Annotated in this window: 14 protein-coding genes; 3 read left to right on the forward strand and 11 right to left on the reverse strand. The window is 45.0% G+C overall.

Features of this window, described 5'->3' with window-relative positions; translation table 11 throughout:
• Window positions 1–76: 76 nt before the first annotated feature.
• The gene (locus OCU50_RS20130) at window positions 77–1,102 is read left to right on the forward strand and encodes a zinc-binding alcohol dehydrogenase family protein (RefSeq protein ID WP_060469755.1); all 1,026 of its coding nucleotides are present in this window, start codon (window positions 77–79) and stop codon (window positions 1,100–1,102) included.
• A 157-nt stretch (window positions 1,103–1,259) separates the two neighbouring features.
• Here the strand turns inward: OCU50_RS20130 and OCU50_RS20135 are convergent, their stop codons facing one another.
• From OCU50_RS20135 to OCU50_RS20155, 5 genes are all read right to left on the reverse strand, one after another.
• Window positions 1,260–1,526, reverse strand: a complete 267-nt coding sequence (locus tag OCU50_RS20135; RefSeq protein WP_060469754.1) for a DUF3081 domain-containing protein — start codon at window positions 1,524–1,526, stop codon at window positions 1,260–1,262.
• Between the two features lie 915 nt (window positions 1,527–2,441).
• Entirely contained in the window at window positions 2,442–2,594 is a 153-nt protein-coding gene (locus tag OCU50_RS20140) for a hypothetical protein (RefSeq protein ID WP_235588175.1), read from the reverse strand.
• An 11-nt stretch (window positions 2,595–2,605) separates the two neighbouring features.
• The gene (locus OCU50_RS20145) at window positions 2,606–3,484 is read right to left on the reverse strand and encodes an MFS transporter (protein WP_235588174.1); all 879 of its coding nucleotides are present in this window, start codon (window positions 3,482–3,484) and stop codon (window positions 2,606–2,608) included.
• Complete coding sequence (locus tag OCU50_RS20150) at window positions 3,474–5,024, reverse strand: ABC-F family ATP-binding cassette domain-containing protein (RefSeq protein WP_060469753.1); 1,551 nt, start codon at window positions 5,022–5,024, stop codon at window positions 3,474–3,476. Before OCU50_RS20150 ends, OCU50_RS20145 begins: the two co-directional genes overlap by 11 nt.
• A gap of 465 nt (window positions 5,025–5,489) precedes the next feature.
• The gene (locus OCU50_RS20155) at window positions 5,490–6,401 is read right to left on the reverse strand and encodes a GlxA family transcriptional regulator (protein ID WP_235588173.1); all 912 of its coding nucleotides are present in this window, start codon (window positions 6,399–6,401) and stop codon (window positions 5,490–5,492) included.
• Window positions 6,402–6,490: 89 nt separating this feature from the next.
• On the opposite strand from OCU50_RS20155, the gene OCU50_RS20160 reads away from it, so the two are divergent.
• Window positions 6,491–7,039: a cysteine hydrolase family protein gene (locus OCU50_RS20160; protein ID WP_060469751.1), complete on the forward strand. Its 549-nt coding sequence runs from the start codon at window positions 6,491–6,493 to the stop codon at window positions 7,037–7,039.
• Between the two features lie 7 nt (window positions 7,040–7,046).
• Entirely contained in the window at window positions 7,047–7,415 is a 369-nt protein-coding gene (locus OCU50_RS20165; protein ID WP_060469750.1) for a DUF4209 domain-containing protein, read from the forward strand.
• Between the two features lie 434 nt (window positions 7,416–7,849).
• Here the strand turns inward: OCU50_RS20165 and OCU50_RS20170 are convergent, their stop codons facing one another.
• The 6 genes from OCU50_RS20170 to OCU50_RS20195 all read right to left on the reverse strand — a co-directional run bounded on the left by OCU50_RS20170 (window position 7,850) and on the right by OCU50_RS20195 (window position 16,284).
• Window positions 7,850–8,392, reverse strand: coding sequence for a hypothetical protein (locus OCU50_RS20170; protein ID WP_201023962.1), 543 nt, complete (start codon window positions 8,390–8,392; stop codon window positions 7,850–7,852).
• Window positions 8,393–8,982: 590 nt separating this feature from the next.
• Window positions 8,983–11,739 carry an aconitate hydratase AcnA gene (acnA, locus tag OCU50_RS20175; RefSeq protein ID WP_060469748.1) on the reverse strand — a complete coding sequence of 919 codons (2,757 nt, stop codon included), beginning with the start codon at window positions 11,737–11,739 and terminating at the stop codon, window positions 8,983–8,985.
• A 272-nt stretch (window positions 11,740–12,011) separates the two neighbouring features.
• Window positions 12,012–12,410: a DUF2061 domain-containing protein gene (locus OCU50_RS20180; protein ID WP_060469747.1), complete on the reverse strand. Its 399-nt coding sequence runs from the start codon at window positions 12,408–12,410 to the stop codon at window positions 12,012–12,014.
• Between the two features lie 210 nt (window positions 12,411–12,620).
• Window positions 12,621–14,588 (reverse strand): Fe(3+)-hydroxamate ABC transporter permease FhuB, encoded by a 1,968-nt coding sequence (gene fhuB / locus OCU50_RS20185; protein WP_060469746.1) that lies wholly within the window; start codon window positions 14,586–14,588, stop codon window positions 12,621–12,623.
• Entirely contained in the window at window positions 14,585–15,508 is a 924-nt protein-coding gene (locus OCU50_RS20190) for an iron-siderophore ABC transporter substrate-binding protein (RefSeq protein WP_082710385.1), read from the reverse strand. The genes fhuB and OCU50_RS20190 overlap by 4 nt, the downstream gene beginning before the upstream one ends.
• Window positions 15,499–16,284 carry an ABC transporter ATP-binding protein gene (locus OCU50_RS20195; RefSeq protein WP_060469745.1) on the reverse strand — a complete coding sequence of 262 codons (786 nt, stop codon included), beginning with the start codon at window positions 16,282–16,284 and terminating at the stop codon, window positions 15,499–15,501. The genes OCU50_RS20190 and OCU50_RS20195 overlap by 10 nt, the downstream gene beginning before the upstream one ends.
• Window positions 16,285–16,331 lie beyond the last annotated feature (47 nt).

Here is a 16,331-nt window from a genome sequence, read left to right on the forward strand (position 1 = left end):
TAATTCAAATATTAGACGGTTTATCTGGAATGGAAATTCACTAAGATTAACTTGTCGAATTCAAGGAGAAAGCACAATGTCAGTACCATCAAAAATGAAAGCTATTGGATTTACTCAGTCACTTGCCATTACTGAACAAAAGAGTTTATTTGAGTTTGAAACAAACCTACCAGAGTTAAAAAATAACGACTTGCTAGTAAAAGTAAGCGCGACGTCAATCAATCCTGCCGATGCAAAAATTCGTATTCGCAATGCCAAAGATAAAGTACTTGAGCAACCGAAAGTGCTGGGTTATGACGCAGTAGGAGAAGTGGTTGCCAAAGGCCAAGACGTGGAAGGTTTTGAAGTAGGCGACCGTGTGTACTATGCGGGCGACGTAACACGTATGGGCGCTAACGCAGAATATCAAGCTGTAGATTACCGCATTACTTCTCAAGCGCCTAAGAGCTTATCTGACCAAGCTGCAGCTGTCATGCCACTTGCAACATTAACGGCTTGGGAGGCGTTATTTGACCGCCTTCGTGTTCGTCCAGAAGAGAAAAAGTCCTTACTGATTATCGGTGGTGCCGGCGGTGTTGGCTCCATAACCATTCAATTAGCGAAACAACTGACCAATCTTAACGTTATCGCGACAGCTTCAAGACCGGAAACCGAAAAGTGGGTAAAGGATATGGGGGCTGACCATGTTGTCAATCACCGTAACCTTGTCGAGTCGGTGCGAGAGCAAGGCATTCAGCACGTCGATTACATATTTAATGTCGCCGATACCAAAGGGCACTGGGACGCAATGGTAGAACTGATTGCACCACAAGGCATGATAAGTTCGATTGTTGAGTTCGATGGCGGAATCAACCTATCGGCATTACAAGGTAAATCTGCAGGCTTTGTTTGGGAGCTTATGTTTACCCGTTCACTGTTCAACACAGACGATATCCAGAAGCAGCAAGATATCCTATTCCAAACGGCTAATCTGATTGATGCGGGTCGCATTAAATCGACGCTTACTACAACGTTGCATGACTTTAGCGTCGAGACACTTAAAGAAGCACACCAGCGTATTGAAAGTGGTGCATCTATTGGTAAAACAGCTATCAAATACTGATCTTGATAACTAAATACTGATCTTGATAGTTAAATAGTGGTCAGTTCGCATAGAGAAGCCCCTGAACTGAACTGACTTCTGATCGTTCAACAGGGGCTTTGTTTTCTTGTCATTCACTTTGCTTCTAGAGCCTTTTTGAGTTGAAGCTGGAATAAACTTAATGTGAAGGTTTAGTAGCGAGTATTGCTAAGCAATGGTTGATGAAGTCTTCATAGTTAGATGCCTTATCGTATTCAATTTTCAATGAACCGTGGAACATCAGTGTCACTGTTACGTCTTTATAGCTTAACCAACAGGTGTAGCCATCATAATCGTGCCGAGCAGAAATTTCTCCCAATTGATATTGGTTATCCAGTTGCTTGCCAGATGAACGAATATAATCAAACACTCGAAGAAACTCTTTAGTTGTGATTTTGTTGTCCATATATCGCTCCAGCTACGTATTCAATAAGAATTTATTAAGTGCTTGTATTTAAAATCATTACGGCTTAATTCGACATTCCGATCACAAAAATATCTCTACGCGTTTTATATAAACCGCTTCTTAATTGAGCAAGGTGCTACTTCCGACTGTTCATTTTATTTCATCTACACTGAGTCGCTTTTTAGTTTATCCACTATTCTGCCATACACCTTAAATATAGCGCATGTCATAAACATGCATAACGACGTTGGCTCTAAAGATAACAAGGAGGGAAGTGTTGGAGGGAAAGTTCATAGAACAGCGCTTTATACCATTAATTTAGAAAAGTCTGTAATTTAGAAAAGTCACTGAGACGGAAATGCCCCAAAGTTTGTTCCAGCACATTCGTTTTAACAGCATTCTTGCTGATGTTGCTATACAGAAACTAATCGAAATCTCCTGTCAGGTTGTATGCGATGAGCAAGAGAAAGAGTTGTAGGATGTATACTGCCCGCAGTAATTTGCTCGCCAAGACCGAAACAAAGCCTGATTGGGTGTCTTTCGCTGACGAGGTCGAATGGGTCACAGATGATTTCATGGCTAGCCGAAATGAGGCTTTCGATGAACCTAGTTTAGATTTGGTGAACCCAGATATTTTTTGCAAACCTCATATGTATAGCTGGGTCCATGGTGGTTAGTCCTTCTTGGTCGAAAGGTCTGATTATGGAACCGCTTTTAGTTCCCTTCTATTTTTATCCTGAGTTCAGATTAAGTAGAGATATACCATTTACGACTTCAACGAACTCAGACGTTATAGGTTTGCTGAAGAACAAAGTGAAGATAGGGGAGCTATATCAGAAAATAGTCAATTGCTCTGACAGATTGCAACCTAAACACAACCGAAGCCGCCAAAACGACGACTTGGGTTTAGAGTTATCAATCAGCGTCAATGGCGGGGACAGGCATAAGAACGGCAATCGCAGCAGCAAACGAACCCACCGCCAACACGGCAAGCCAGACTGATCCCAGTGAATAAGCATAACCCGCAAGACCTGACCAGATCGCAACGCCCAAATGCATCATACTCATGCCTAGCGCCATCAAGGTGCCACGGTGCGAATCTGACAGCTGCACAGCAGGCAGACCACCAGTGCAGCTCGCATCACAGCACGACCGCTGCCCAAGCGTCGAATGGTTCGCGACATCACCATATTGCCCATCACACTGACACCACCAAGTACCGCGTACGTTAAGCCAACCAGTGCAATGTCCAGTTCAGTGGCATCACGTAAGCGCTGCCCCACCAGATTGAAGACGCCGATCCCCCCACCAAGGCCAAGTCCCATTGCCAGAAGCGCTCCGCGGGCGCCCGGAATCCGTAGCAGTTGCGCCATGGCAGGTTGATCCGGTTTAGCCGTTTTGTTTTTGGCGTAATGCGCACCGCCTTGGGCAGCGAGCAATGCTGCCACCATCAGTGCCGCTGCACCTAACACGATAAACGCTGCGCGCCAAGACAGCCACTCTGTCAAAAAAGCCCCGATAGCCGGGCTGGTAATCATTCCCAAAGTCAGACCTGCCTGAACCAGAGTAATGTGCTTCATCGCTTTATCACCCGGTTGATCACCGGCCAATGCAAACGCGATCGGCAACATGCCGGCACTGGCTAAGCCAGTCATCACCCGCGTCAGTAAACCCACATCGAATTGGCCAACCAGACCAGTAGCGATCGAAGAAAGACCGAACAACACACAAGCTGGCAACATGATGCGCAGCCTTCCCCATTGGTCTGATAAGCGACCAAAGTACGGGGCGATAAACGCAATCGCCAAGCTGTAGGCGGTGATAAACAACGTGATCCGTTCTGCTGGCACGCCCAAATCCTGTCCGATGGGTTGCAAAATCGGGCCAAGCAGCAGCTCATCAGCCCCCACCAAGAACGAAATCAGGAACAACAACGCGGGTAACATTTTATTTGGCATCACACATCTCCATCTTTGCCATATCAATCACTTTATCCGGCCAGTCGGCCAGAAAGTCCGGCTCGTGCGATACCACGATCACCGTGCCAGCGTAGGTACACAACGCCCGTTTTAACGCCGCTTTTAAGTCGACATCCAAATGGGTGGTCGGTTCGTCAAGCACCAACACGTTTGATTTACTGACCGCCAGACACGACAACTTTACCTTGGTCTGCTCACCGCCACTCAAACTGCGCAGCGGCTGCAAGGATTTACTGCCGCTGATGCCAAACTCCGCCAGCTTCTGACGCGCACTTTTGTCATTCAACTGACGACACGATGCTCGCATCACCTGCATGGGAGTACTGTCCGGGTAATCCCAGTGTAAGTCCTGAGAAAAATACCCCCACTGAATGCCGTTGGCCTGTCGAATGTCTCCGGCAAGAGGATTGAGCTGACCGATCAGCGTTTTCAGCAGTGTCGACTTACCCAAACCGTTAAAGCCAACAATCGCCAGCTTTTCGCCACGCTGAATATCGAGATTCATCGCCGGTAACAAGACATGTTGATAGCCTATCTCAAGCCGAGTTGCGGTCAGAACCGTCTGGGCACTCAGAGGCGCGTGAGAAAAACTAAACTCTGGCTGACTCTTTTGCTGCGGCTTGTTCACCCGCTCAACTTTCGCCAACTGCTTTTTGCGGCCGTTGGCTATCTTGGCGTTCACACCCGCACCGTTTTTGCTGATGTAGGCTTCAAGCTTGTCGATTTTCTGTTGTTGGGACTGATATTGCTTAATCTGGTTAAGCGTCTCCTGCTCCTTCTGCACCATCGCTTTTGCGTAGCCGCCTTTGTATTTTCGGATCTGTTGATGGTCAATGTCGCATATGCCATTGGCAATCCGATTCAGAAATGCCGTGTCATGCGATATCACCATAAACGTACCTGAATATTGATTGAGAAACTCCGCCAGCCAGGTCACGTGATCCGTATCGAGAAAGTTGGTCGGCTCATCTAGCAGTAACACATCCGGCTCTTCCAGAAGCAGTTTAGCCAAAATCACTTTATGCCGCTGACCGCCACTCAAACCACTCATGTTTGTGGTCATTCCAAGTGGCAGAATACCCAGCCCCGCCGCCACCTGTTCAACACGATGAGTCAGGTGGTAGAAGCCTCCTTCTTCCAAAAGCGATTGCAGCTCTGCCGCGCGATTCAGTGTTGCATCGGACACCGCTGATGACATTTGCGCATAGAGGCGATTCAGCTCGCGATCCGCAGCCAGTAAAGGCGCATAAGCGGTCGCCATAAAGTCGAATACTGACAGCGAGGGATCAACCTCAAGGTGCTGATCTAGGTAGCCAACTTTTACACCCGGCTGCCAGAGGATGTCACCGTGATCCGGCAGATACTCACCTTGTAATAGCTTGAACAAGGTACTTTTACCCGCACCATTTGGTCCGGTGACACCCAGATGCTCACCACGATGGAGAGCGAAATCGGCGTTTTGATATAAAACCTTGTCTTCCACCTGAAAGCCTAGGTGTTTGATAACTAATAAACTCATGTTTTTAAACCATAAAAAAGGGGCCGGTAACAAGTACCGGCCCCTGGAATCTGTATGATATTGATGTCTCTGATTTTCAGACACAAAAAAGGCCGGTGATAAAGCATCACCGGCCTACCTCTCTAACCATTACTTTCAGATGTCGGCTACCCTGCGCTGTTCACGCATTACAACATCTGATGAAGAGTTGGTTTATTCAGGCTCCGAGCAACACTTCATCGTGTATTTGCGCGGAGCTCAGCCTTCTCACGAAGTTCTTGAACAGGATATAAATCATGGTAGAGAGTCATCTATAAAAACACTTCGCGAAATGTAATATCCGGTAGGATGGAAGTCAATGATTAAGAGTGGTAGTGCAGTGGAAAAGTGAAATTAGCCACTAGATTATGGGGTTTGCTATACCCCAGTTAATCCGATTAACGCTAATTTAGTAATCCATGTAACTCAGAAATGTCCAAAAATAAGTTATAAAAAACGTGAACGGTATTGATTGGGACTGATCCCTACGACCTTTTTAAAGACACGCGTAAAATTGCTGATATCATTGTACCCAGTCATAAAAGCTACTTGTTCGATGGTGAGTTTATTTATGTTCATTTCGCGCTTGGCGATATCCATCTTGTAACGCAGCCTGTATTGCTGAGGGGTTAAACCTAATACCTTTTTAAATAAACGCGTCAACGTTCGTTCACTGACATAACAAAGCTCAGCCATTGCATGATTGCTTTGCTCGTTTAATGGGGTGTGTTCGCAATATTTTTGGGCTTTCAGGACGACGTTATTGCCGTGGGTATAATCAGGCATAAACCGTTCATAATGAGCCTGCAGTCGCCCGGTAAAATCTAACAGGCAAATATCAGCAACTTCTTTGGCGAGTTCATAACCACCATGACGTGCAATGACGTGCAGTGTTAAGTCCTGAAATGCGAACAAGCCGGAGCCGGTAATAATTCGGCCCTCATCAACAACCATCTCATGTTGTTTAACCTCCAACACTTCTGGAAAATCAATAGCAAGCTGGTCGCATAATTTCCAATGAGTTGTCACTGCTCGTTGGTTGAGAAGTTTTGCATGGGCTAACCAAAAAACGCTTGCGCAATTTGCAGCCAATGTTGAGCCTTGTGAGTACCAGTGCTTAAGTACTTTAAGTATCTTTTCATCATACCGTTTTAATGAGCCGAGATTACTAGGAGGAATGAACACTAGATCTGGGGTATCAGCGATGTTGATCTGCTCAGGTAGCGTAACCGTGACATCAAAAAGTGGATGACTATTCACATGGTTGGCAATCGATAAAATGTCTTCTATCCCCGCTATAGCAGAGCGCATCGCGTGCTCAGTAACAAGAACGGTGACTGCTATTTTGCTGCTGTCCATATATGACCTTTTAATGTCAATTTTGGACATTATATCGTTCTAATGATCGGAGTAAAGTTGTTAATCTCAAATCAAGGAGAATAACGACTATGAACCAAGCACTAATTATTATAGATATTCAGAATGATTACTTTGAAGGTGGTGCTATGCCATTGAACAACCCTATGACTGTGGCAAGCAAAGCAAAGGAGCTATTGACTTTCTACCGTGAATCACAGAAGCCTATCATTCATATTCAGCACCTAGCTGCGAGACCAGAATTGAAATTTATGCTTGAAGGAACGCACGGGCAAAAGATTCATTCTAGTGTTGAGCCTAAACATGGTGAGCGTATTATCACCAAAAACTACCCAAATTCATTTGCGGGAACAGAGCTAAGCGAAGTATTAGATGAGCTGAGTATTACTCATGTTGTATTAGCCGGTATGATGACACACATGTGCATTAGTAGTACCGCACGATCAGCCCTGGAGTATGGGTTAAATACCACGATTGCTCATGATGCCTGTGCAACATGCGATTTATCTATTTTCGAACAGATCATTCCTGCCAAAGAAGTACATTTAACCGCGCTCGCGGAAGTATCAAGTATCGCTAATATTGTAAGTAGTGAAGACATTATTAGCAGGCTTCAATAGATATTTTATGACTGCGTGTCACTTATTAGTGCCGCAAATCGAAAACTCTCTCCGCTACCTAGCAAGACAAAGAGGAGAAGAACCTTCCACATTACATGGGGATAGTTCTCAAGAGAGAAGTGGCATAAAAGCATTGCTAGGACATCAAGCCATTATCGATACTCTTGGTTCTGATATTACCAGTAACCTGCAAGTAATCCTGTTAGACAAGATTTACGGAGATCTAAGAAATCAGCTATCGCATGGGTATATGTCTGCATCAACCTATTGGGGAACTGCTCCGAAGTATTTATGGTGGCTTGTTTTGCACATGTTAATGCTACCTCTCGCAAGGTATTGGAAAGAAAACTATAAAGTAGAAGAGGCTGCTGAATGATCTAATGTGGGAGAGTAACACAATGCTCTCCCACATTATTCTGGGAGAATCAGATAGCACGAAAATGTCCAAAATGAGTTAAAGCAGCAGGTCTACATACATTAATGCTAGTTTTTTCTATACGCTACCTAATTCGTGACGGGTACCAACGTTATGAGCTACTTGACATGTGTGGTTCCGTGGGGAAAAGATCGTGATTACGATAGCGTGCGTAGAGTAAAAGTGCGGTATAAATAGCTCGTTGGTGTCGCTTCATTAGCTTCGCACAGAAATCCACCTTTGTGGATTAACTAAACTAGCCCAAATACACCTCATAATCAGAAGATTCCAATTATGAGGTTTGTAACGTGGTTTATCTTGGAATCGAAATTACTTTTAGTACGATTCTATATCGAGTTAATTGTTTGATTGGTTATCAGAAACAGTCACATCACTTAAATTAAGTTTTCCATAAAATGGTCGTATATCCTTTGCACAGTAGGCTCTGAGGCAGAGCTAAAGAAGTGAGTCATTGACTCTTCGGATGAAAAGAGTTCAACCAAAGATATAGAGTATCCATCGGCTATGAATGGTATCAAAGGAGTATACGACCACAGTATGTTTTCTTTACCATCAAGTAATTGAGCAGTAATATTGTAGCGGACGTCAAAACTACCAGGAAACCCCGGAGCCTTTCCTAAAACGACATGATTAAGTGTAATGACGAGTCTATTTGGGGAACTATCGTCAAATACTACTTTAACGTTATCCTGCTCTACTTTTTCGTAAAATTGTTTCTGAATAATCTGATTTAAACTAACTTGATTTTCATCCATAAAAATCAGGGTTTTTTCTTTTAAACCTAAACCATCTCCGCCTACTGGAGTTAAGCCCGAACCTTCAAGATGAACCGTACTTATTACAGTTAGTATCGAGTTGTCACTTTCACTTGATTCGAGTTTTATAGTTTTCAGATGTTCGAAGTTTTCTTTAGTCAACTTTACATCTGGAACTGTTGAACAACCACTTAAAAATATTGCTACAAAAAAGTAAAATAATGAAATTTCAATGAATCACTCCGGTAAATATTAAATCTATCTTATATATTAAATTTGTTAATCATAACGTATCATTGAACGAATTAATATGTTTGTATATAGTATAAGTCATCAATGCTAGATATCTTCAGTTAGCTAAAAAATACATAACGAATGACTCCTTACTATTTAATACCAGTGGTAATTGGTCATCTATGAAATTAGAAAAGGTACTAGCAAGTTTTTTGTCTAGACACCTCTCAGACTGAATTTTACCCCATGGCAAATTATCAATGTGATGGCTCTAAGAAGCTTCTGTCCAGAGGCTTCATAGACCTGAATTTTGACTCGTATGATCATCAGGCATTTCTGAAAATATCGGTTCAAAACACCCTCAAGCAATTGGCTTGATGGTATGCTCTAGGTTTCAATTTTTCGTCTTCTGGTTTAGTTGGTGGGCACATTGCACCAAGTTCTATTCCTCAAACAAGGGAACGGCTCACCTTCAAGCCTTAGTAGGCACTGCACTTCAGATAAGCCGATTTAACTTGCTATGATTTTTCTTTTAGCATCTCCCGCACCACATAATGCAGGATACCGCCATGTGTGAAGTAGGTGGCTTCAGTGCTCGTGTCGATGCGCGATAACAGATTGCAGCGCTTATTCGTGCCATCGGGATAGTTTATAAGCATGGTGTATGTCTGCCCGGGGTGAATTTCTCCTGATAGACCTTCTATGTTTATGGTTTCTTTGCCACAGAGCCCAAGGCTTAGCCTGTCGGTGCCTTGTGGGAACTGTAACGGTATAACGCCCATACCGATGAGGTTGGAACGGTGAATTCGTTCATAAGACTCGGCCACTACTGCCTTCACACCTAACAAGCGGGTGCCTTTTGCTGCCCAATCTCGGCTCGATCCTGTTCCATACTCTTTCCCGGCTATCACAACCAAAGGGGTGTTATTTTCCTGATACTTCATGGCAGCATCGTAAATCGTCATTTGCTCACCGGTAGGTATATACGTGGTATAGCCGCCTTCTACATTCTGCAGCATTTCATTTCGGATCCGCACGTTGGCAAAGGTTCCTCTCATCATGACTTCATGGTTTCCTCGTCGAGATCCATAAGAGTTGAAATCTGTAGGCTCCACACCATGAGATTGCAAGTATATACCTGCTGGAGTGTCTGGTTTGAAAGAACCTGCTGGAGAGATATGATCGGTCGTAACCGAGTCACCCAGTAGCGCTAATATGCTCGCATTTTTTATATTCTCAATCGCGTCAGGCTGTGTTTGCATGCCGACGAAAAATGGTGGCTGTTGAATATAGGTCGAGTTATCGGACCAGGTGTAGACTTTACTTTCCGGAGCTTTAAGCGCTTTCCAGTTGTCATCACCTTCAAACACTTCGCCGTATTCCTTATGAAACATCTCGGTTTTTACGCGCAGCATGGCTTCATCGATTTCTTGCTGAGTTGGCCAGAGATCCTTGAGATAGACGTTATCTCCATTCGCATCAATGCATAAAGGGTCTTTAGTTAGGTCAAGTCGCACATTGCTTGCAAGTGCGTACGCGACCACCAATGGTGGCGAGGCCAGCCAGTTAGTTTTCACCAGAGGATGAACCCGGCCTTCAAAGTTACGATTCCCTGAAAGCATTGAAGCGACGGTAAGATCGTTATCTATAATGGCCTTTTCTACGGCAGGCGGCAAAGGACCGGAGTTACCAATACAAGTGGTGCACCCATAACCCACCAAGTTAAATCCCAGTTGGTCTAAGCTTTCCTGAAGTCCTGTGACTTTCAAGTAATCGGTGACGACCTTGGATCCCGGAGCAAGAGATGTCTTAACCCAAGGCTTGGTTTGCAATCCTCTTTCTATTGCTTTTTGGGCTATCAGCCCAGCAGCGATCATGACGCTCGGGTTCGAGGTGTTAGTACAGGAGGTGATTGCTGCAATGACCACCGAACCGGGCATGAGATGCGTTTTCACACTGTCGATATCTAAATTGGCGTTGGTTATCCGTTGAGCGTTATTGTCGGTACTGATCTGATCTTTGTTTCGTTTAATTTTCTTATCTTTTTCCTGTGGTGTCACTTCTGTTGTTTTCATGAAAAGGTCGAATGCTGACTTAATATTTTTAAGAGCCACGCGATCCTGGGGTCGTTTAGGCCCGGCGACACTTGCTTCCACTTTATCCATATCAAGTTCTAGGTGGTCAGTGTAAATCGGTTCATGATTTGGCTCGCGCCACAACCCTTGAGCCTTGGAGTAAGCCTCGACCAAAGCTATCTGAGAGGCTTCTCGACCGGTAAGCTCTAGATATTTTAATGTTTGCTCATCGACCGGAAAGAAGCCACATGTTGCGCCATATTCAGGTGCCATATTGGCAATTGTTGCTCGGTCGGCTACGGGCATATCTTTCAACCCATCCCCATAGAACTCGACAAATTTACCAACGACCCCTTTTTTGCGTAACATCTCAGTCACGGTGAGCACAAGGTCGGTTGCATTAATGCCTTCACGCAATTTTCCGGTAATTTTGAAGCCGACCACCTCAGGGATAAGCATAGAAACTGGTTGGCCTAGCATGGCCGCCTCAGCTTCGATACCGCCCACTCCCCAACCTAAAATGCCTAAGCCATTAATCATTGTTGTATGCGAATCGGTCCCTACAAGCGTATCAGGGTAGGCAATCGTTTTTCCGTCGAATTCTTTATACCAGATGGTTTTACCCAAGTACTCTAGATTCACTTGGTGGCAGATCCCCGTTCCTGGAGGAACCACGCGGAAGTTATCAAAAGCTTGTTGCCCCCATCTTAAAAATTCATAACGTTCTTGGTTTCGTTGCATTTCAATACTGACGTTATCTTTGAAGGATGAAGTATCACCAAAATGGTCAACCATCACCGAGTGGTCAATCACTAAGTCAACAGGGGTTAAAGGGTTAACTAATGCAGGGTCTTTACCTGACAGCCGTACCGCTTCCCGCATCGCTGCCAGATCCACGACGCTTGGAACGCCAGTAAAATCTTGCATGAGAACTCGAGCGGGTCGAAATGGGATCTCGGTATCAGACCTGCGCGATTTGAGCCACTCAGCCATGGCATTTATATGCGTTTGAGTGACAGCAAAAGAGTCTTCATTACGCAAAAGGTTTTCCAGCAGGACTTTCAGACAAAAAGGTAACTGGCTTAGATCGCCCAATGTGCTTTCGGCTTTTATCAGGCTGTAATAGTGATAGTGGCGACCGCCTACAGTTATCACTGAAAGTGTATTCAAGCTGTCTTTACTCCATTGTTCGCTTGGCATGAAGTGCCTCCTATTATGCAGTGCGTGATACGGCTCTTTGTGAGCATGCCAGCCTTGTTGATTGACCAACAGACGCGTTTATAATTTAGTATGACAAACTTTAGGAAAAATGTAGGTCGTTCTATTGAAGATCCGGAGCAACGTCGATGTTTCATTGAAATGAAGTTGAGATGGTTGACGAATGTCACGAGTAAGATTTTGTGCTAAATAGGGACAGTTACAAAAAAGCCATGAACAGTGGAGCATGCCTCTGTCGACATACCCCGTACTTCCTATCCAGTGACAACATTTCTATTGATATAATCGGCATTCTGGCTTCTGCGTAACCATACTTTTTCATGGAAGAAGTAAGCCACAGAGTTTATTGCAGGTTCTATTGTTGCCATTAAACCACCGAGGAAAGCGTCGCCTGTTAATGCATAAGTTACCGTAAACGCAACGCTAAAGTGAATGGTGGCAAAGCTGGCTGTTTTCACTTGAGTCATGGATTCTCGGCGCTTTAGAAAGGCGACTTTTTGCCAAGTTTTTTCATGTAGATAAAAAGCACCCGTATTAACTGAAGGTTCGACCATGGCAATCAAACTACCGAGTAGGAAGTCGCCTGTTAAGCTAAAAGCGACCAAGGTTGCAATGGTAAAGTGAATAGCTGCAAAAGTGATTGTCTTGATCATCGTATTATCCTAAAGCGGTTCATCTGAGTTGATAGAACCATTATCGATAATTATTATCATTTACGGAAGTGGATTGATTCTATGGTAGTGATAGGTTTTGACAATCAAGCGTTAGAACTAGATCAGTGAGTATTAAACAAGGTAAGGGCAAGTATTTTGCCCTTATTGCTTTAAATCGAATCGTATAGCCGATGATTCACATACGGCTTGTTATCTAAAACGACTCTTCATCATTAGTAATAAGAAATAGCCACTTCCCATTATTGATACTAATGTGCCGGCAGCAATATTGAATGGGTATATCGCGACTTGCCCAAGCCAATCCGCCCAAATCATGAGCGTAATTCCAATGACTCCTCCGGTGAGCAGTTGCGGTGTCGCTTTCTTTGCGCCGAGCATCATTGCCATATGAGGGGCAACAAGGCCGACAAAGGCTACCGGTCCCATTGTTGCGGTCGAGAAAGCACACAGTAATGCTACCAGAGAGAGACCAACCACATTTACTAGGTTAGCATTCAAGCCGCGAGCGTTGGCAAACTGACGGCCAATAGCAATCACGGTTAACCATCGAGATAACATCAGTACGATTAACACTAATGTCGCACTAGCGGTAAGTAACAGCATGGCTTGCTCTTGCGTTACGCGGTAACTAGATCCGGTTAGCCATAGTAGTGTTTTGTAACTATCGCCCGTTCCCTTAGCAAGTGAGAACTGGATGAAAGCTTCGAGCATTGCAGTAAGTGCAATACCAGACAAAATGAAGTTAGACGGATTAAAGTTGTGTTTTTTTCCTAGTAGAAGTAACGCAATAAGCACCGTTACACTGCCTAGGAATGCAACCATCCACTCAGAACCGGAGAATGCACTTCCAACAAATAGAGTTGTGGTGACAATAGCAAAGGTAGCGCCAGAGGAGACCCCTAAAATATCAGGGCTTGCCAAAGGGTTATAGACTAAGCGCTGTAAGATCACACCAGCAACCGATAGCGCTAAACCTACTGATATTACGGTTATGAGTCGGGGCCAGCGAAGCTGCCATTGATATTCATTTGGAGAAGACATGATCAACCCATTTGAAGTCGTAGTTGCGAAAATATAAAGCAAGCCGCCGATCAAACAAGCGGATAGGATAAGGCCAATCGTTGATCTTGAGATGCGACTTTTTCCTTCACCCATCGAGAGGTTGAGTTGATCCTGCGCGTGCAAAGGTTTACGGCTAAACCAAATGAGCGCCGGCGCACCAATCGCCGCTGCTGTCACTCCGCTAGGAATCGTTTCTTCAAACCAAAACGTCAGTAGCATGGCTAGCGTGTCGGTAAAGATCAGTAACCCAGCGCCGAGTACAGCACTTGATAGCAGTTGCTGCCGCGGTGTTCTCGCCCCTAACGCTCGGGCAATATTTGGTGTGAGTAAGCCAATAAAGCTAATGATGCCAACGGCGGTAATTGAGGCTGAAACCAACCAAATACCCATTACCATTAGCAAGGTAAAAGCAGGAACTACGGGTAGCCCCCTTGCTGTTGCGCCTTCTTGGCCAAGGCGAAGTAATGTCAGAATTCTTGGGGCTATGAGGAATAAAACGAGCGCAATACCCGTCTTCGGCAGCAACCATTCGAACCAATCCCAACTGTATTGGGTAAGATCGCCTGCGCCCCACATGAATACGTTTTGGGCAAATTGAGCATTGAGTACTACAATTGCTGCAGCGATTGAACCGAGCAAAATATTAATGACCATTCCAGAAACCACCAAAGGAAGCCCCGTCATATTCTTGAGCCCGACAATTGCCACAATAAGCCCAAACGCCACTAATGCACCGACCATGGCAGCCAATGCTGAGTAATCTGCAACGTAATCGACAAACCAAACATTCATTACAACAAGCGCTAGCCATGCACCGGATGAACTGCCTAGGGTGAGCGGTGAGGTGAGGTTATTCTGTGTCAGTTGTTGCATTAAGCTTCCGACCAGCCCAAGCATCGCACCCACTAATATCGCCATGGCTAGACGTGGGAGTTGGGAGTCAATAAAGAAGATCTCATCAAAGCTGGTGGCAGAGCTTGGTGTCGTGATTAAGCTGAATTGCTGGTCAAATGCGAGTGATGTATCAATCTGTAGGCTGAAAATCGCGAAGCAAACAAGTGCCATTAAGGAAGAGGAGACTAATTTGATGTTCATTTGTCCTCCGCCAGCTCAATTAAGCTGTCTGTAATGGCTTCAGCTAAATAAAGCAATGACATTGCTCCGCCATAGTTCCACACAGATCGCACTGAATTGACTCGGCCCTCTTTCACAAAAGGTAGAGCTTGCCATAGGCGGGCATCTTTCAATTTTTCTTCTTGAGGAAAGGGCTGCATATACAGAACATAACTCGCACCTGCTTGTTGCAACGTGTTGATGCGAGTTTGTTGAATTCCCCATGCTCTCGGCCTAACGGGAATTGGGTTATTAAAGCCAAGCTGTGACACCACGTATTGTGTCGAAGAGTTATTTGAATACAAGAACACAGAATTCAATGTAGAGAATCGCATCACGACCAAGTCGGTGTTTGGTGCGTAGTAGGGGGCGAGCTTCTGCTTCAATTCAGAGAGTTTAACTTCCACCTCTGCTAACTGTTGCTTTGCGATGTCTTCTTTATCGAGTAGCTTACCAATGGTTTTAAAGTGTGCTATTGCAGTGTTAGCGGCATTCTCTTTTTCAGTGAAATTGGGTAGGTAAACCACAGGCGCAATTTGCTCCAAGATCGGCAAAATGTCTTGCTGTGGTGACGCCGCTAAAATTACGTCGGGTTTGAGATTCGCAATCAGCTCTAAGTTAGGCTCTGAGCGCGAACCAATATCGGTAATCTCTTTTGGGGCTTCAGGTTTTACCACCCAAAGTCGATAACTCGCAAGCTCCGGTGCGCCCACTGGCGTGACACCTAGTGCCAATACTTGCTCAAGGAGATCCCAATTGAGAACCACAACTCGCTTTGGCGTTTCGGCAAAACGATGTGAACTGACTTGGTTTTCAATCATCTCAGCAGCATGGCTGAAAAATGAGACCAACAACGAAACCACGATGACAAGTAGACGAAGGTGAACATTAATCAGGCGCATACAACCGCAACCTTTTGACTCGCTACGCTATTTCCTGGGGCTGGGTGGTCAATCAACTGAATCGATGATTCGTATAAGTTGGATAGACGTTGTTCATCCAGCAAGATGTCAGCAGGTCCCTCAAACGCAATTTGGCCCTGTTTTAATGCAACAATATGAGTGGCATAGCGAAGCGCGAGGTTAAGATCGTGCAGGATCACAATGATACCGACATTTTCAGTTCTGTTGAGTTCCGACAATAATTGCATGAGTTGAAACTGGTGGTGGACGTCTAACGCGGATGTTGGCTCATCTAAGATAAGTATTGGCGATTGTTGTGCTAAGAGCATTGAGACCCAAGCGCGTTGGCGTTCACCACCCGATAATTGGTCGGCTAAGGTGTCGGCAAATTGTGTTATCCCCGTCCGTTCCATAGCCGCTTCAATAATAGAGGTATCTTCGCTGTTCCAACGCCCCAAGGCACCACGCCAAGGAAAGCGGCCTAATTTGACTAATTCACGCACAGTTAGGCCTGCCGATGCAGGTAGTTTCTGTGACAGATAAGCGATCTTCTTCGCTCGCTCTTTGGTTTTGTAATCGGTCAGAATGTTGCCGTCTACTGACACTCTCCCTTCGTCAGCGGCCATTTGGCCAGAAAGAAGGTTAACCAGTGTCGATTTACCTGAACCATTGTGGCCAAGTACGATGGTGAGTTCGTCAGTTGGAATTGATAAGTCATCGACCTGAAAAATGGTACGTCCACCGCGGCAAACTTTAATATCAGAGAGTTGGTACATAAATTTAGTTGTCTATAGATACGAAAAAGCCCCCTCATAGGAGGGGG

The sequence above is a fragment of the Vibrio toranzoniae genome, assembly GCF_024347655.1.
Lineage (GTDB): Bacteria > Pseudomonadota > Gammaproteobacteria > Enterobacterales > Vibrionaceae > Vibrio > Vibrio toranzoniae.

What these genes read in the sequence shown, in the direction of transcription:
- OCU50_RS20130 (WP_060469755.1), top strand. Translation starts at nt 77, where the DNA reads ATGTCAGTACCATCAAAAATGAAAGCTATTGGATTTACTCAGTCACTT.
- OCU50_RS20135 (WP_060469754.1), bottom strand. Translation starts at nt 1,526, where the DNA reads ATGGACAACAAAATCACAACTAAAGAGTTTCTTCGAGTGTTTGATTAT.
- OCU50_RS20140 (WP_235588175.1), bottom strand. Translation starts at nt 2,594, where the DNA reads ATGAGTATGATGCATTTGGGCGTTGCGATCTGGTCAGGTCTTGCGGGT.
- OCU50_RS20145 (WP_235588174.1), bottom strand. Translation starts at nt 3,484, where the DNA reads ATGCCAAATAAAATGTTACCCGCGTTGTTGTTCCTGATTTCGTTCTTG.
- OCU50_RS20150 (WP_060469753.1), bottom strand. Translation starts at nt 5,024, where the DNA reads ATGAGTTTATTAGTTATCAAACACCTAGGCTTTCAGGTGGAAGACAAG.
- OCU50_RS20155 (WP_235588173.1), bottom strand. Translation starts at nt 6,401, where the DNA reads ATGGACAGCAGCAAAATAGCAGTCACCGTTCTTGTTACTGAGCACGCG.
- OCU50_RS20160 (WP_060469751.1), top strand. Translation starts at nt 6,491, where the DNA reads ATGAACCAAGCACTAATTATTATAGATATTCAGAATGATTACTTTGAA.
- OCU50_RS20165 (WP_060469750.1), top strand. Translation starts at nt 7,047, where the DNA reads ATGACTGCGTGTCACTTATTAGTGCCGCAAATCGAAAACTCTCTCCGC.
- acnA (WP_060469748.1), bottom strand. Translation starts at nt 11,739, where the DNA reads ATGCCAAGCGAACAATGGAGTAAAGACAGCTTGAATACACTTTCAGTG.
- OCU50_RS20180 (WP_060469747.1), bottom strand. Translation starts at nt 12,410, where the DNA reads ATGATCAAGACAATCACTTTTGCAGCTATTCACTTTACCATTGCAACC.
- fhuB (WP_060469746.1), bottom strand. Translation starts at nt 14,588, where the DNA reads ATGAACATCAAATTAGTCTCCTCTTCCTTAATGGCACTTGTTTGCTTC.
- OCU50_RS20190 (WP_082710385.1), bottom strand. Translation starts at nt 15,508, where the DNA reads ATGCGCCTGATTAATGTTCACCTTCGTCTACTTGTCATCGTGGTTTCG.
- OCU50_RS20195 (WP_060469745.1), bottom strand. Translation starts at nt 16,284, where the DNA reads ATGTACCAACTCTCTGATATTAAAGTTTGCCGCGGTGGACGTACCATT.